We start from the raw sequence: 13,732 nt of genomic DNA on the forward strand, positions 1-13,732 counted from the left end.
GCCCCGGTCGCGGCTACTCGGCGCCGCCGGCCCCCGCGACCACGGCCGTTCCGGCCGCCAGCGCCAGGCAGAGCGGCGAGTAGTACCGGGTGTCCAGCCGCTTGAACCGCTCCGAGCGCTCGACGGCCCTCCCGAACAGCACCAGGCCGCCGGCGCCGCGCGCCAGCATCACCCCGGCCACCGCCCGCACCCCGGCCCGCCGCAGCCGCCGCGGCCCCACCGACGGCAGCACCCCGGCCTCCGCCCCCACCAGGTACGCGGCCGTCCCGAGCAGCCCCGCCACCGCGACGCAGGCTGCCGGGGACGGTGGTCCGTCGCCCGCGCCGACCACGGTGTCCGCGAACTCCTCCGGCGTCCGCAGCGGCCACGGCGTCACCGCCCACACCGCGTGCAGCGCCCCCGTCGCCGCCAACACCCCCGACACCGCCGCCCCGGTCACCTTCACCGCACCCATTGCCCGAACCCCCTTCGTGAACGACCACTTGACCCCAGCCTACGAGTGCTCACACCCGGACCCCACCCCGCCCGGGGGTTGGAAATCCGGTGGGGCCGCCCGGCGTTCGCCACTACGGTGAGCAGCGAGGAGAGTGAGCGAGATGACCCTGCGACCCCTGGACCTGGTGCCCGGCGACGACGACGCCGTGGAGGAGTCCCTGTCCGTGCGCCTGCCCGCCGGCCTGCCGGCGGAGACCCGGCAGGCCCTGGAGTTCGCGGTGCGGGCCGCCGCCGAGGCCGTGATGGCCGGGCGGGTGCGGGTGACCGAGGCCCCGGCCGGGTCGGACACCGCCGAGCTGGCCTTCGAGGTCCGCCAGTCCGAGGTGCCGGACGCGCTCACCGATCAGTCGCAGGAGCCCGGCCGGCAGAGCCGGTCCGAGCGCCGGGCCGCCATGGTCGCCCGGATCCGTGCCGCCAACGCGGAGACGCTGGAGAGGCTCAAGGACCTGTGACCGAGTACCTGGACCTGGAGGACGTCACCTACCTGGCCGGCGGCCCGGAGAACATCCGGGACCTCGGCGGCCTGCTCTCGGCGATCGCCCGCCCGCAGGCGAGCCTGTTCGGCGGGGACGCCTACCCGGACCCGTGGACCAAGGCCGCCGCCCTCGGCCAGAGCCTGTCCCGCAACCACCCGCTGATCGACCGGAACAAGCGCACCGCCTTCGAGGCGATGCTGCTGTTCCTGGACTACAACGGCGAGCCGTACACCGACCCGCACCCGGACGACGCGGTGGCCTTCATGCTCCGGCTGGCCACCGGCGGCTACGACGACGCCGTCGTGCTCGCGGGCAAGGACCTGAAGTCGCTGCTGGGGCGCTGAGCCCACCAGCACCGGCCGCCCAGTGGTACCGGCAGCACCGGCAGCACCGGCAGCACCGGCCGCCCGGCGCGTCCGGCGGGGTGATCCGTCCGGAATCACCCGATTCGCCCTACGCTGCCTGCATGCCTCGCCGAAAACTGCGCGTCAAGGCCGCCGACTCCGCCCGGATCAACACCGAACTGACCGAACTCCGCGCCCGCCTGGAGATCCACACCGAGTGGCCGGAGCCGGTGCTGGCCGAGGCGGAGGAGGCGGCCGAGCGCCCCCGGCTGCCCGAGCACGACGCCACCGACCTGCCGCTGTTCACCGTCGACCCGCCCGGCTCGCGCGACCTCGACCAGGCCATGCACCTGCTCCACCGCCCCGGCGGCGGCTACCGGGTGTACTACGCCATCGCGGACGTCGCCGCCTTCGTCCGCCCGGGCGGCGCCATCGACGCCGAGGCCCGCCGCCGGGTCGAGACCCTGTACTTCCCGGACCACCGCGTCCCGCTGCACCCCGCCCGGATCTCCGAGGACGCCGCCAGCCTGCTGCCCGGCGAGCCCCGGCCCGCCCTGCTCTGGCAGCTGGACCTGGACGCCGACGGCGCCGTGGTGCTCGCCGACCTGCGCCGCGCCCTGGTCCGCTCGCACCGCCGCCTCGACTACGCGGCCGTCCAGCGCGCGGTGGACCTCGGCGGCGCCGACGAACAGCTCGCCCTGCTCGCCACCGTCGGCCGGCTGCGCGAGGAGCAGGAGCGCGCGCGGGGCGGGATCAGCCTCCCGGTGCCCGAGCAGGAGGTCGAGGAGACCCTGCACGGCTACGTCCTCGGCTACCGCGCGCCCGGCCCCGCCGACGGCTGGAACGCGCAGATCTCGCTGCTCACCGGCCTGGCCGCGGCCGACCTGATGCTCGACGCGGGCGTCGGCCTGCTGCGCACCCTGCCCGCCGCGCCCGCCGCCGCGTACGAGCGGCTGCGCCGGATCGCCGCCGCGCTGGACGTGGACTGGCCGCAGGCGCTCCCGTACCCGGAGCTGATCCGCTCCCTGGACCCGGACGCGCCGATGGACGCCGCCTTCCTCAACGCGTGCACCGGCCTGCTGCGCGGCGCCGGCTACCACGCCTTCGACGAGTCCCGGGGCCTGCCCGCCCCGGCCGACCCGGGCCACGCCGCGCTCGCCGCGCCGTACGCGCACTGCACCGCGCCGCTGCGCCGGCTCGGCGACCGCTTCGCGCAGGAGGTGTGCGCGGCTGTGGCGGCGGGGGAGGAGGTGCCGGACTGGGCGCGCGAGGCGCTGCCCGCCGTGCCGGGCCTGATGGCGAGCGGGGACCGCCGCGCGGCCGAGGTCGAACGGGCCTGCGTGGACCTGGTGGAGGCGGAACTGCTGGCCGGCCGGGAGGGCGAGGACTTCACCGCCGTGGTGATCGACGTGGACGAGCGGCGGCCCGCGGCCGGCACGGTGCAGCTGCGCCGGCCCGCCGTCCGGGCCCGCTGCGACGGCGCCGATCCCGGGGCGGTGCTGCCGCTCGGCGGGCTGATCCGGGTCCGGCTGACGCAGGCCGACCCGCTCACCCGCACCGTCCGCTTCGCCGCCGTCTGACCCCCACCGCTTCCACACGCCCCCGGCGCCCGCCCGGCGCCGCCACCCGGACGGTCCGTCACACGGCCCCCGAGCACCGCCCAGGTGGGAGGATCGGTCCCGTGCCCGAAGCCCAGCCCTCCGTCGCCCCGGGGCGCCGCCACCGACTGCTCGTCCTGGCGATCTGCTGCCTGAGCCTGTTCATCGTCGGCCTGGACAACACCGTGGTGAACATCGCCCTGCCGGCGATCCAGCGGGACCTGGACGCCCCGGCGTCCGGGCTGCAGTGGATCATCGACGCCTACACCCTGGTCCTGGCCTCGCTGCTGATGCTGTTCGGCTCGGTGGCCGACCGCTTCGGCCGCCGCCGGGTGTTCCAGACCGGGCTGCTGTGCTTCGCGCTCGGCTCGCTGCTGTGCAGTCTGGCGCCGAGCCTGGAGTGGCTGGTGGCGTTCCGGGCGTTGCAGGCGGTCGGCGGTTCGATGCTGAACCCGGTGGCGATGTCGATCATCACCAACACCTTCACCGACCCGAAGGAGCGGGCCCGGGCGATCGGCGTCTGGGGCGGTGTGGTCGGCATCTCGATGGCGCTCGGCCCGCTGCTGGGCGGCTTCCTGGTGGACGGCGCGGGCTGGCCGTCGATCTTCCTGATCAACGTTCCGGTCGCCGTGGTCGCGATGCTCCTGACCGCCCGTTACGTCCCGGAGTCGCGCTCGCCCCGGCCGCGCCGGCTGGACCCGGTCGGGCAGCTGCTGATGATCGTCCTGCTGGGCTGCGGCACCGCGGCCATCATCGAGGGCCCGGGCAGCGGCTGGACGTCCCCGCTGATCCTCGTCCTGGCGGTCGCCGCCGTGGCCGCGCTGGTCGCCTTCCCGCTGTGGGAGCGGAGGGTGGCCGAGCCGCTGGTGGACCCGCGGTTCTTCGCCAGCGCGCCGTTCACCGGCGCCACCGTCACCGCGGTCTGCGCCTTCTCGGCCCTGGGCGGCTTCCTCTTCCTCAACACGCTCTACCTGCAGAACGTCCGGCACTACGACCCGTTCGAGGCGGGCCTGTGGACGCTGCCGATGGCCGCGATGATGCTGGTCTGCGCGCCGCTGTCGGGCCGGATCGTCGGCAGCCGGGGGCCGCGCGGCCCGCTGGTCGCGGCCGGGCTGGGCCTGGTCGCGAGCGGGCTGCTGCTGACCAGGCTGGCCGCCGACTCCCCGCCGGCGCTGCTGCTGGCGGCGTACGCGCTGTTCGGCTTCGGCTTCGGCATGGTCAACGCGCCGATCACCAACGCGGCCGTCTCCGGCATGCCGCGCGCCCAGGCGGGGGTGGCCGCGGCGGTCGCCTCGACGAGCCGCCAGATCGGCCAGTCGCTGGGGGTGGCGGTGATCGGTACGGTCGTCACCTCGGCCGTGGTCGGCCCGGTGGCGACGGGCTTCGCCCCGGCCAGCCACGCCGGCTGGTGGATCCTGGTGGGCCTGGGCGGCGCGATCCTCCTCCTCGGCCTGGCGACCACCACCCCGTGGGCGACCGCGACCGCCGTCCGGGTGGCCGCCCGCCTCGGCGGCGAGCCGCCCGTGGTCCGCTCCGGTGTACGGGAGGCCCCACCCGAGCGGCTACGATGACCACTACGGCGGAAGAGCCGGCCGGGCGGCCGCGACGGGTCCTTGACCCGCCGAGGAACGTCCGGGCTCCACAGAGCAGGGTGGTGGGTAACGCCCACCCGGGGTGACCCGCGGGACAGTGCCACAGAAAACAGACCGCCCACCGCTTCGGCGGCGGGTAAGGGTGAAACGGTGGTGTAAGAGACCACCAGCGACCGGGGTGACTCGGCCGGCTCGGTAAACCCCACCTGGAGCAAGGTCAAGATCGGCGCCCTCGGGCGCCGTGCGCGGATGACTGAGGGCTGCTCGCCCGAGTCCGCGGGTAGACCGCACGAGGCTGTCGGCAACGGCAGTCCTAGATGGATGGCCGCCTCCCCGGGCCGCGCGAGCACCCCGGGAGACAGAACCCGGCGTACAGGCCGACTCTTCCGCCGCCCTAGCTTGACTGAGGCCCCCTGATCTGCGAAGCCGCAGGTCAGGGGGCCTTTGTCGTGGGGCCGCCCCGGTCGCGCGAGCGGCTCGGGAGACAGAACCGGGGGTACAGGCCGACTGTTCCGCTTCCCGCCGTTACGCGGGGCGGGCGCCGACGGCGTCGCGGATCTGGTCGCCGAGGCCGCCGTTGACGCGGGCGCAGTTGGCGCAGCAGAAGAAGCGGCCGGCCACTTCGACGCCGTGGCCGACGATGCGGACCTGGCACTGCTCGCAGCGCGGCGCGAGCTTCTCCATCGCGCACTCGAAGCTGTCGAAGGTGTAGGTGTCGCCGGTGATGGTCTTGATCTCGAAGGCGAGCCAGTAGTCGTTGCCGCAGGTGACGCAGGTGGCCATGGCGGCCGTCTCCTTCCGGTGGGGGCCGGCCGGCCGGGGTGGCCGGGCAGCCGTTCCCAGTGTCGGAGGGCCGTGCGGGGGCGGCCACTCGGCGGCGTCGTCAGGCGGAGCGGCCGGCCAGTTCCTCCAGGGCCCGGACGGCGCGGTCGGCGTCGTCGGCGGTGACGAACAGGTGGTCGTGGTGGAAGCCGGCCACCACGTTGCAGCTGATCCCCTCCTCGGCGAGGCGCCCGGCGACGGCCGCGGTGAGGCCGACGGCCTCCAGGGCGGAGTGGATCTGCAGGGTGATCCAGGCCGCCACGTACTCGTAGCGCAGCCCGAGCGAGTCGGCCTCCTCCTGGGCGACGACGACCGTGACCCCTTCGGGTTCGGCGACGGTCACCACCGGCCGCATGCCCGCGGGCACCTTGGCGGGCAGCGTGCAGTACACGTACCGCCCCGGGTTGAGCAGCGGGCGCATCCCGTGCAGCAGCTTCGCGAGGTCTCGTTCACCGGCCATGCCCGTCACCGTAGCGGCCGGACGGGGCCCGGGCGGCGGGGTGGGGCGCCGGTGCGCCGTTCGTGTCGGAATCCGTTGACGAGCGACAGTCGCCGATATATCGTCGAGCTATCGAGACAGTAACTCGACTGGCTCGGTGAACGAGGAGGTGAGCGCCATGCGCTCAGGAAACCGAGGAAATCCGGGAATGCGGTTCAGCGGCGAGGGTCCGCGCGGTGGCTGGCGCCGCGGGCCGGGGCCGGACTTCGAAGGGCGGGAGTTCGAGGGCCGGGAGGCCTTCGGCGGCTTCGGCCCGCCGCCGTTCGGCGGCGGTGGCCCCGGGCGGCCGATGGGCGGTCCGTTCGGGCACGGCTTCGGCGGGCACGGCGGGCGCCGCGGCGGTCCGCACGGGCGGCGCGGCGGCCGGGCGCGGCGCGGGGACGTCAGGGCCTCGCTGCTGGCGCTGCTCAAGGAGCGGCCGATGCACGGCTACGAGATGATCGCCGAGATCTCCGAGCGGACGGGTGGGGCCTGGCGGCCGAGCCCGGGCTCGATCTACCCCAACCTCCAACTGCTGGAGGAGGAGGGCCTGATCACCGCGGAGGAGGTCGGCGGCAAGCGCCTGGTGTCGCTCACCGAGGCGGGCCGGGCCGAGGCCGAGGCGGGGCCCGCCGAGCCGTGGGCGGAGGCCGGCCGGGAGGTCGACTGGGAGGCCGTCCAGGAGGTCGGCCAGGCGCTGGCCGCGGTCGACCAGGCGATCCGCCAGGTGATGGCGACGGGCACCGAGGCGCAGCGCGCCAAGGGCCTGGCGGTGCTCACCGAGGCGCGCAAGAAGCTCTACCTGATCCTCGCCGAGGAGGACTGACCGGCGTGGGGGGCTGGGCACAGGCGGTGCGGCTGCTCAGGGGTGGACCGTGAACAGGGCCACGCAGGCGAGCAGCAGCACCGCCCAGCCGAACCAGAGCCAGCCGTTCGGGCCGATCACCACGGTGTAGACGCACACCGCCACCAGCAGCGCCCCGGTGACGCCGGCGACCTGCCGGTTGTGGTGCGCGACCGCCTGGGGGCGGCTGCGGGGGTGCCGTGCCGTTCTCGCCATGCCGTCCTCCCGGGGAGGCTGGGGGCGGCGGCCGGCGCGGGCGGCGCGGCCGTCAGCCGGACGCGCGGGCGGTGGCCGCCTCGTCGAACTCGTAGCGCCAGTGCCAGCTGATGCCCCGCACCTGCTTGGACCGGACGTACACCAGTGTGCGCGCGGGGGAGTCGCCGTGCGCGGGGACCGGCACCTTGTAGGTCTTCGGCACGCCGAACATCGGCCCCAGCGGGATGGGGAGGATGCGGCCGTCCAGGGGGCCGCCGACGAATTCGGTGTCCGCGCTCTTCACCCCACCAGGGTCTCACCTCCGCACGGGTGACCGGCGCACACGCCCGGGGCCCGTCCGGCGGATCCTGCCGGGTGCGGGGAGTGTGACCGGAGAGGCACCGCCCCCGGTCATCCGGAGGCCCCGCGCACCCTTATCCTTCCTGTTACGCCCCCGGGGTTCACCCGGGTCAGCGGGCCCCGTACGGGCCGGGCGGGGCGCGGATCCGCGCGCCCTCCGGCCGACCTGGCGCGGACAGCGTGCTGCCGCGACTGCGTACCGTGACCCGGGCGTCGGCCCTCCGGTGACCCCGGTTCCCGGTCGGCAGGGCGTGGACAGCAGGGCCGAGCACCGCCCCGGGAAGCAGCGGGGGGCGCTGTGCGTTGCGTCGGAGTGGTACGTCGAACGCTGTGCCGCACCAGGTACGGCAGTGCGCGGAAGGGGCCCGATGGAAGCCGGCGGCAGGTGGACGACCTGGTGGCAGAAGCGTGAGCGTCAGCGGGCCCGGTCGGGTGACGTGGACGGCCCCGCCGCCCGACTCGATCAGCTGCTCGGCGCGGTGCGCGCCGGATTCCCGCTCGCGCCGGCCGCGCATCCGGCCGGCTACCGCTGTTCCTGCGACCGGGTGGCCTGTCCGGCCCCCGCCCAGCACCCGGTCTCCTTCGCCTGGCAGACCCAGGCCACCACCGATCCCGAGCAGCTCGCCCGCTGGCTCGCCCGCGATCCGCAGACCAACTTCATCACCGCCACCGGGCGCGCCCACGACGTGCTGGACGTCCCGGTCGAGGCCGGCCGGCTGGCCCTGGAACGGCTGACCGAGCGGGGCGTCGAGGGCCCGGTCGCCGCCGTCGGCGAGGACCGCTACCTGTTCTTCACCGCCACCCGGGGCACCCCGCAGGACGAGGACGAGTGGTGGCCGAGCGTCCTCGACTCCACCCCGGACACCATGTCCGAGCACCCCGGCCTGCGCTGGCACTGCCGCGGCTCGTACACCCTGCTGCCGCCGGCCGCGCTGCCGGACGGCTCGCAGGTGCGGTGGCTGCGCGGGCCCGAGCAGCCGCTGCCGGACCCGCTGCGCGTCCTGGACGTGCTCACCGACGCCTGCACCGAGGTGGGCGCCGTCGCCGAGGAGCAGTGGCTCATCGGCTGAACCGGCGCCCCACGGCTCGGCGGCTCGGCGGCTCGGCGGTTTCCAGGGGCCGCCCGGCGCCCGGCCGGGGTCACGGCAGGGTGAGGACCTCCGCGCCGTCCGCCGTGACCACCAGGGTGTGCTCGAACTGGGCGGTGCGCTTGCGGTCCTTGGTGACGACCGTCCAGCCGTCCGGCCAGATCTCGTAGTCGTAGGTGCCCAGGGTGAGCATCGGCTCGATGGTGAAGGTCATCCCCGGCTTGATCACCTCGGTGGCCCGCTCGCTGTCGTAGTGCGGGATGATCAGGCCGGAGTGGAACGACGTGTTGATGCCGTGCCCGGTGAAGTCCCGCACCACGCCGTAGTCGAAGCGCTTGGCGTAGGACTCGATGACCCGCCCGATCACGTTGATCTGACGGCCGGGCTTGACGGCCTTGATCGCCCGGTCGAGGGATTCGCGGGTCCGCTCGACCAGCAGCCGGGACTCCTCGTCGACGTCGCCGACCAGGTAGGTGGCGTTGAGGTCGCCGTGCACCCCGTGGATGTACGCGGTGGCGTCGATGTTGACGATGTCGCCGTCCTGGAGCACGGTCGAGTCCGGGATGCCGTGGCAGATCACCTCGTTGATCGAGGTGCAGACCGACTTGGGGAAGCCGCGGTAGCCGAGGTCGGACGGGTACGCGTCGTGGTCGCACATGTAGGTGTGGGCGACGGCGTCCAGCGCGTCGGTGGTGACGCCGGGGGCGATCAGCTTGGCGGCCTCCGCCATCGCCTGGGCGGCGATCCGGCTCGCGATCCGCATCTTCTCGATCGTCTCGGCGGTCTGCACCTCGGGCCCGGTGTACGGCGTCGGGGCGGGCCGCCCGACGTACTCGGGGCGCGCGATGTGCGCCGGGACCTTGCGGGTGGGGGACTGGATGCCGGGTACGAGAGCCATGGCCGCGAGTCTAACGGCCGCCCCCGGCGCGCCCGGGCGGTGTGCGCGGCGGCCCTGGCCGGGGAATGATCGGTACGACCCCAACGCGTCGACGGGAGGGCACCATGCCCCTGGGATTCCACCGCAAGCCGACCGGAAAGCCCGGCGAGTGGTTCTACTGCATCAAGCACGGCAAGGTCGAGGAGGGGCCGGAGTGCCCCGCCAAGGACCGCCTCGGCCCGTACGACAGCCCGGAGGAGGCCGCGCACGCCCTGCAACTCGCCGACGAGCGCAACCGGGAGTGGCGGCAGGGGGACGAGCGCTGGAACGACACGCCGAAGGACGGCGGCGGCGAGTAGCGGCCGGGGCGGCGTCCGGCTTTCTGCTGTCAAGCCGGCGCCGTCAGCAAGTCGGCGTCAGTCCGTCGCCGCGGCGGCCTCCCGCTCGCCTTGCTGCCCCCGCTCGCGCTGCTGTTCCCGCTCGCGCTCCGCGCGCTCGTGCCCGGCGCGGACGGCGGCGGTGTGCGGGTCGGTGCGGTCGTCGTAGGCGAGCAGCTTGGGCAGCGCGGCGGCCACCACGACGACGGCGGCGACGCAGATCAGACCGCCGCTCCAGACGGCGGCGCGGACGCCGACCAGCCCGGCCATGGTGCCGGCCCGGACCTGGCCGAGCTGGGGGCCGACGGAGTAGCTGAGCAGTTCGACGCCGGCCATCCGGCCGCGCACCTCGTCCGGGATGGACTGGTTCCACATGGTCGAGCGGGCCAGCCCGCTGATCTCGTCGGCGCCGCCGGCCAGCGCCAGGCCGAGCAGCACCAGCCAGATGCTCCCGGACAGGCCGGCCAGGGCCATGGCCGCACCCCAGCCGACGGCGGCGACCACCAGCAGTCGGCCGTGCCGGTGGATCCGGGACGTCCAGCCGCTGGTCGCCCCGACCAGCAGGGCGCCGGCCGCGGAGGCCGCGTACATCGGGCCGAGCGCCCAGTCCGCGCCCAACTCGGAGGCCAGGAAGGGGAAGACGGCCACCGGGAAGGCGAACAGCATCGCGCAGAGGTCGATCGTGTAGGTGCCGAGCAGGTCCTTGCGGCTCCACGCGTACCGGATGCCGGTGAGCACCGCCCGCACCGACGGCCGCTCGGCGCCGGTGGCCGGCGGCACCGCCCGGATCCGGACGAGCAGCAGCAGCGAGGCGGCGAAGGTGAGCACGTCCAGCGCGTACGCCGTCCCCACCCCGGAGAACGCCACCACGACGCCGGCCAGCGCCGGCCCGGCCACCGAAGCGGCGTTGCGGTACAGGGAGTTGAGGGCGAACGCGGCGGTCAGGTGCTGGTGCGGGACGATCCGCGGGGTGAGCGAGTCCAGGGCCGGGCGCTGCAACCCGTCGCAGGCCGCGACCAGCGCGGCGACCAGGTAGATCGGCCAGAGCAGCGGGGACGGCAGCAGCGCGTTGAGCAGCAGCAGGCCGGCGAGCAGGCCCAGCCCGGCCTCGGCGCGCAGCACCAGCTTCCGGCGGTCCAGGGCGTCGGCGAGGGCGCCGCCCCACAGGCCGAAGACGATCAGCGGGACGAGCTCGAAGGCGCCGATCAGGCCGACCGCGAAGGAGGAGCCGGTCAGTTCCTTGATCTGCATCGGTACGGCGACGTAGGTCAGGTAGCTGCCGAAGCTGGTGACGCAGCCGGAGAGCCAGAGGAAGCGGAAGTCGCGGGAGGCGCGCCAGGGCGAGAGGTCGGGCGCGAGCGAGCGCAGCAGCGTGCGAGACCGTCCGGAGGTGCCGGGGGGATGCGGGGGTTCGTCGTCGTTCACGAACCAGCATCCTCGAACGCGGGCCGCCGGGTTCGCAAAGGGTTTTTCAGCCCGGCACACGGCCGTCACGGTCGGCGTCCGGCCGTCACGGCCGGGCCGGGGTGGGCCGGGGTGGGCCGGGCCCGGCCCGGGCTACCAGCGGCTGATCGCGGGCGGTACGGTCAGCCGGCCGGCGAGTTCGGCGAGCCGGTCCAGCGCGGTGCGGCGGCCCGGGGGCCGCCCGGCGGCGGCGCTGACCAGGTGCTGGGCGAGGTCGAAGGGCTCCTCGTCGGCGGTGCCGACGGCGAGCCGCTCGTGCGCGAGCCCGCCGAGGTCGCCCGGCTCGGCGGGGGCGGCGCCGTCCAGTGCGAGCACGGTCGCGCCGTGCCGGCGGGCGTCCTGCACCCGTTCCAGCAGTGTCGGGCCGGCCGCCTCCGGCGCCACCACCAGGACGGTGGCGCCGCGCCCGGCCGCGGTGAGCCGGCGCAGGCCGTGCGCGAGGTGCGTCGGGGCGCCGGCCGGCGGAGCGTGCCGCAGCAGGGTGGGCACCAGTCGGGGGACGGCCGACCAGGCGGCCTCGTCCGCCAGGTGCGCGGCCAGATGCCAGGGCTCGTACGCCTCGGTGCCGACCAGCAGCAGCTCGCCGGCCCCGCGCCGCGACACCGAGCGCCGCAGCGACCCGGCGAAGCCGCCGACCGCCTCCAGCCAGCCGGTGCCCGCCAGGTGCTGCCGGAGTGCCGAAACTCTCACCGCGTCCATGCGGCCCACAATGTCGCGTCCGGCCGGGGGTTTGACAGGATCGGCCCATGACTTCCCTCGATTCAGCGACAAACCCGGCCCACGAACTGCCGGACGTCTCACAGCTGGTGATCGGTGTCCTCGGCGGCACCGGCGACCAGGGGCGCGGCCTGGCCCTGCGACTGGCCAAGTCCGGCCAGCAGGTGATCATCGGCTCGCGCGACGCGGCCCGGGCCGAGGCCTCCGCCGCCGAACTGGGCCGCGGCGTGCGTGGCGCCGACAACGCCACCGCCGCCCGGGAGAGCGACGTGGTGATCGTCGCGGTGCCCTGGGACGGGCACGCCGCGACCCTGACCGCGCTGCGCGAGGAACTGGCCGGCAAGATCGTGGTCGACTGCGTCAACCCGCTCGGCTTCGACAAGCAGGGCGCGTACGCGCTGAAGCCGGAGGAGGGCAGCGCCGCCCAGCAGGCCGCCGCGCTGCTGCCGGACTCCCGGGTCACCGCCGCCTTCCACCACCTCTCGGCGGTGCTGCTCCAGGACGAGTCGGTGGAGCAGATCGACACCGACGTCATGGTGCTCGGCGAGGAGCGGGCCGCCACCGACATCGTGCAGGCGCTGGCCGGCCGGATCCCCGGCATGCGGGGGATCTTCGCGGGCCGACTGCGCAACGCGCACCAGGTGGAGTCGCTGGTGGCCAACCTGATCTCGGTCAACCGCCGCTACAAGGCCCACGCGGGCCTGCGGGTGACGGACGTCTGAGACCGGACCGTCTGAGATCGGACGGTCCGGGAGCGAACGGTCTGGGACCGGACCGTTCGGGACCGGCCGCTCCGAGATCCGGTCGAGCCGTGTCGGCCTCACCCCTGGACCAGTTCCGGAGGTGAGGTCGGCGACAATGGGTGCGGCCGCAACCCGGCCGACCGCACCCGGCCCTAGGAGCCTCCCGCCATGCCCCGCACGTCCCTCTTCGCCCTGATCGTCGTCGTCCTCGCGCTGGCGGCCGCCGTGGTCTCGCTGACCCAGGGCTTCTGGCTGGGCCTGATCTGGCTCCCGATGGCCGGCGTGGCGAGCAACGTGCTCTGGATGAACCGCCGCCGCGCGAAGATCGCCGAGGCCACGGCCGCCGCTGCGGCAGCCGAGCAGGGCTAGTCGGCTAGTTCTTCCAGAAGCTGAACAGGTACCGGCCGAGCGTCGCGTAGTCCTGGTCCACGCCGAACAGGCTCATCAGGTCGTGGATGACCCCGAAGAAGAACGAGTTCACCTCGGGCTGCCACAGCAGCGCGAACACGGCCAGCAGCCCGTACGGCGCGAACGGCTCGACCGCGCGCCGGGTCTTGTAGGACAGCCAGGGCTCGACGATCCCGTAGCCGTCCAGGCCGGGCACCGGCAGCAGGTTCAGCAGGGCGGCGCTGAGCTGGAGCAGGCCGAGGAAGCCGAGCGCGGCCGCGAACGGCGAGACGTTCAGCTCGTAGCCGTTCCAGACCGCGTGCACCGCCGGGTCGTCCAGCCAGCCGGCGCCGATCGGGACCAGCAGCAGGGCCGCGCACACCACGTTCACCAGCGGCCCGGCCGCCGAGATCAGGCTGTGCTTGAGCCGGCCCTGGATCCGGTCCCGCTCGATCCAGACCGAGCCGCCGGGCAGGCCGATGCCGCCCATGATCACGAACACGATCGGCAGCACGAAGCTGAGCAGCACGTTGGTGTACTTCAGCGGGTTGAGCGTGAGGTAGCCCTTGGCGCCGACGCTGATGTCGCCGCCGTGCAGCGCGGTGCGCGCGTGCGCGTACTCGTGCAGGCACAGCGAGACCATCCAGCCCGCCACCACGAACAGGAACACCCCGAACGAGGCGTTCCCGTAGCCCGAGTACACCGCCCAGCCGGAGGTGGCGAGGACGGCGAGGAGCACCCAGAACACCGGGCTGATCCGGCGGTCCTCGCTGCGTGAGCGCTGCGTGGCGGCGAAGGTCATGGTGTGGGTGCTCCGGGTGTCCGAGGAAAAGCGGGCAGGGGATCGATCATGCCGGGCGGGCCGGTGACCGGAC

At 74.5% G+C, this 13,732-nt stretch carries 18 protein-coding genes and 1 other RNA gene; 10 read left to right on the plus strand and 9 right to left on the minus strand.

Annotated elements, in window-relative coordinates:
- Positions 1–13: 13 nt before the first annotated feature.
- Positions 14–454, minus strand: a complete 441-nt coding sequence (locus ACFWPT_RS15130; RefSeq protein WP_380482126.1) for a DUF3995 domain-containing protein — start codon at positions 452–454, stop codon at positions 14–16.
- A gap of 142 nt (positions 455–596) precedes the next feature.
- Here ACFWPT_RS15130 and ACFWPT_RS15135 point away from each other — a divergent pair, with 142 nt between their 5' ends.
- From ACFWPT_RS15135 to rnpB, 5 genes are all read left to right on the plus strand, one after another.
- A complete protein-coding gene (locus tag ACFWPT_RS15135) occupies positions 597–947 on the plus strand; it encodes a hypothetical protein (RefSeq protein WP_380370566.1) in 351 nt (116 codons plus the stop codon).
- Complete coding sequence (locus tag ACFWPT_RS15140; RefSeq protein ID WP_063347370.1) at positions 944–1,315, plus strand: type II toxin-antitoxin system death-on-curing family toxin; 372 nt, start codon at positions 944–946, stop codon at positions 1,313–1,315. The genes ACFWPT_RS15135 and ACFWPT_RS15140 overlap by 4 nt, the downstream gene beginning before the upstream one ends.
- Positions 1,316–1,437: 122 nt before the next feature.
- Positions 1,438–2,895, plus strand: a complete 1,458-nt coding sequence (locus ACFWPT_RS15145; RefSeq protein ID WP_380337517.1) for an RNB domain-containing ribonuclease — start codon at positions 1,438–1,440, stop codon at positions 2,893–2,895.
- A 101-nt stretch (positions 2,896–2,996) separates the two neighbouring features.
- Positions 2,997–4,484: an MFS transporter gene (locus ACFWPT_RS15150; RefSeq protein ID WP_380482129.1), complete on the plus strand. Its 1,488-nt coding sequence runs from the start codon at positions 2,997–2,999 to the stop codon at positions 4,482–4,484.
- A 13-nt stretch (positions 4,485–4,497) separates the two neighbouring features.
- Positions 4,498–4,894, plus strand: an RNA gene (rnpB, locus tag ACFWPT_RS15155) — RNase P RNA component class A.
- Between the two features lie 136 nt (positions 4,895–5,030).
- Here the strand turns inward: rnpB and ACFWPT_RS15160 are convergent.
- Together ACFWPT_RS15160 and ACFWPT_RS15165 are read right to left on the minus strand one after the other, a co-directional pair.
- Positions 5,031–5,288 carry a hypothetical protein gene (locus ACFWPT_RS15160; RefSeq protein WP_063347367.1) on the minus strand — a complete coding sequence of 86 codons (258 nt, stop codon included), beginning with the start codon at positions 5,286–5,288 and terminating at the stop codon, positions 5,031–5,033.
- Positions 5,289–5,388: 100 nt separating this feature from the next.
- The gene (locus ACFWPT_RS15165) at positions 5,389–5,787 is read right to left on the minus strand and encodes an ACT domain-containing protein (protein WP_380482131.1); all 399 of its coding nucleotides are present in this window, start codon (positions 5,785–5,787) and stop codon (positions 5,389–5,391) included.
- A gap of 187 nt (positions 5,788–5,974) precedes the next feature.
- Between ACFWPT_RS15165 and ACFWPT_RS15170 the strand changes: the two genes are divergently transcribed.
- Positions 5,975–6,631: a PadR family transcriptional regulator gene (locus tag ACFWPT_RS15170; RefSeq protein WP_107452848.1), complete on the plus strand. Its 657-nt coding sequence runs from the start codon at positions 5,975–5,977 to the stop codon at positions 6,629–6,631.
- 36 nt (positions 6,632–6,667) lie between these two features.
- Here the strand turns inward: ACFWPT_RS15170 and ACFWPT_RS15175 are convergent, their stop codons facing one another.
- Positions 6,668–6,865 carry a hypothetical protein gene (locus tag ACFWPT_RS15175; protein ID WP_063347364.1) on the minus strand — a complete coding sequence of 66 codons (198 nt, stop codon included), beginning with the start codon at positions 6,863–6,865 and terminating at the stop codon, positions 6,668–6,670.
- Between the two features lie 52 nt (positions 6,866–6,917).
- A complete protein-coding gene (locus ACFWPT_RS15180) occupies positions 6,918–7,148 on the minus strand; it encodes a hypothetical protein (protein WP_063347363.1) in 231 nt (76 codons plus the stop codon).
- A 424-nt stretch (positions 7,149–7,572) separates the two neighbouring features.
- On the opposite strand from ACFWPT_RS15180, the gene ACFWPT_RS15185 reads away from it, so the two are divergent.
- Complete coding sequence (locus ACFWPT_RS15185) at positions 7,573–8,274, plus strand: bifunctional DNA primase/polymerase (protein WP_063347362.1); 702 nt, start codon at positions 7,573–7,575, stop codon at positions 8,272–8,274.
- A 70-nt stretch (positions 8,275–8,344) separates the two neighbouring features.
- Here the strand turns inward: ACFWPT_RS15185 and map are convergent, their stop codons facing one another.
- Positions 8,345–9,190 (minus strand): type I methionyl aminopeptidase, encoded by an 846-nt coding sequence (map, locus tag ACFWPT_RS15190; protein ID WP_380370577.1) that lies wholly within the window; start codon positions 9,188–9,190, stop codon positions 8,345–8,347.
- Between the two features lie 104 nt (positions 9,191–9,294).
- Here map and ACFWPT_RS15195 point away from each other — a divergent pair, with 104 nt between their 5' ends.
- A complete protein-coding gene (locus tag ACFWPT_RS15195; RefSeq protein ID WP_063347360.1) occupies positions 9,295–9,528 on the plus strand; it encodes a hypothetical protein in 234 nt (77 codons plus the stop codon).
- Positions 9,529–9,585: 57 nt separating this feature from the next.
- Here ACFWPT_RS15195 and ACFWPT_RS15200 read toward each other — a convergent pair whose 3' ends face one another.
- Positions 9,586–10,971 carry an MFS transporter gene (locus ACFWPT_RS15200; protein WP_380482133.1) on the minus strand — a complete coding sequence of 462 codons (1,386 nt, stop codon included), beginning with the start codon at positions 10,969–10,971 and terminating at the stop codon, positions 9,586–9,588.
- A 132-nt stretch (positions 10,972–11,103) separates the two neighbouring features.
- On the minus strand, positions 11,104–11,709 hold the full coding sequence (locus ACFWPT_RS15205) for a hypothetical protein (RefSeq protein ID WP_380370584.1): 606 nt from the start codon (positions 11,707–11,709) through the stop codon (positions 11,104–11,106).
- Positions 11,710–11,756: 47 nt separating this feature from the next.
- Between ACFWPT_RS15205 and npdG the strand changes: the two genes are divergently transcribed.
- Positions 11,757–12,449 (plus strand): NADPH-dependent F420 reductase, encoded by a 693-nt coding sequence (npdG, locus tag ACFWPT_RS15210; RefSeq protein ID WP_380370587.1) that lies wholly within the window; start codon positions 11,757–11,759, stop codon positions 12,447–12,449.
- A gap of 189 nt (positions 12,450–12,638) precedes the next feature.
- Positions 12,639–12,839: a hypothetical protein gene (locus ACFWPT_RS15215; protein ID WP_363372195.1), complete on the plus strand. Its 201-nt coding sequence runs from the start codon at positions 12,639–12,641 to the stop codon at positions 12,837–12,839.
- Between the two features lie 4 nt (positions 12,840–12,843).
- Here the strand turns inward: ACFWPT_RS15215 and ACFWPT_RS15220 are convergent, their stop codons facing one another.
- The gene (locus ACFWPT_RS15220; RefSeq protein ID WP_380482135.1) at positions 12,844–13,659 is read right to left on the minus strand and encodes a site-2 protease family protein; all 816 of its coding nucleotides are present in this window, start codon (positions 13,657–13,659) and stop codon (positions 12,844–12,846) included.
- Positions 13,660–13,732 lie beyond the last annotated feature (73 nt).

Source organism: Kitasatospora sp. NPDC058478 (assembly GCF_042720345.1).
Classification (GTDB): Bacteria; Actinomycetota; Actinomycetes; order Streptomycetales; family Streptomycetaceae; genus Kitasatospora.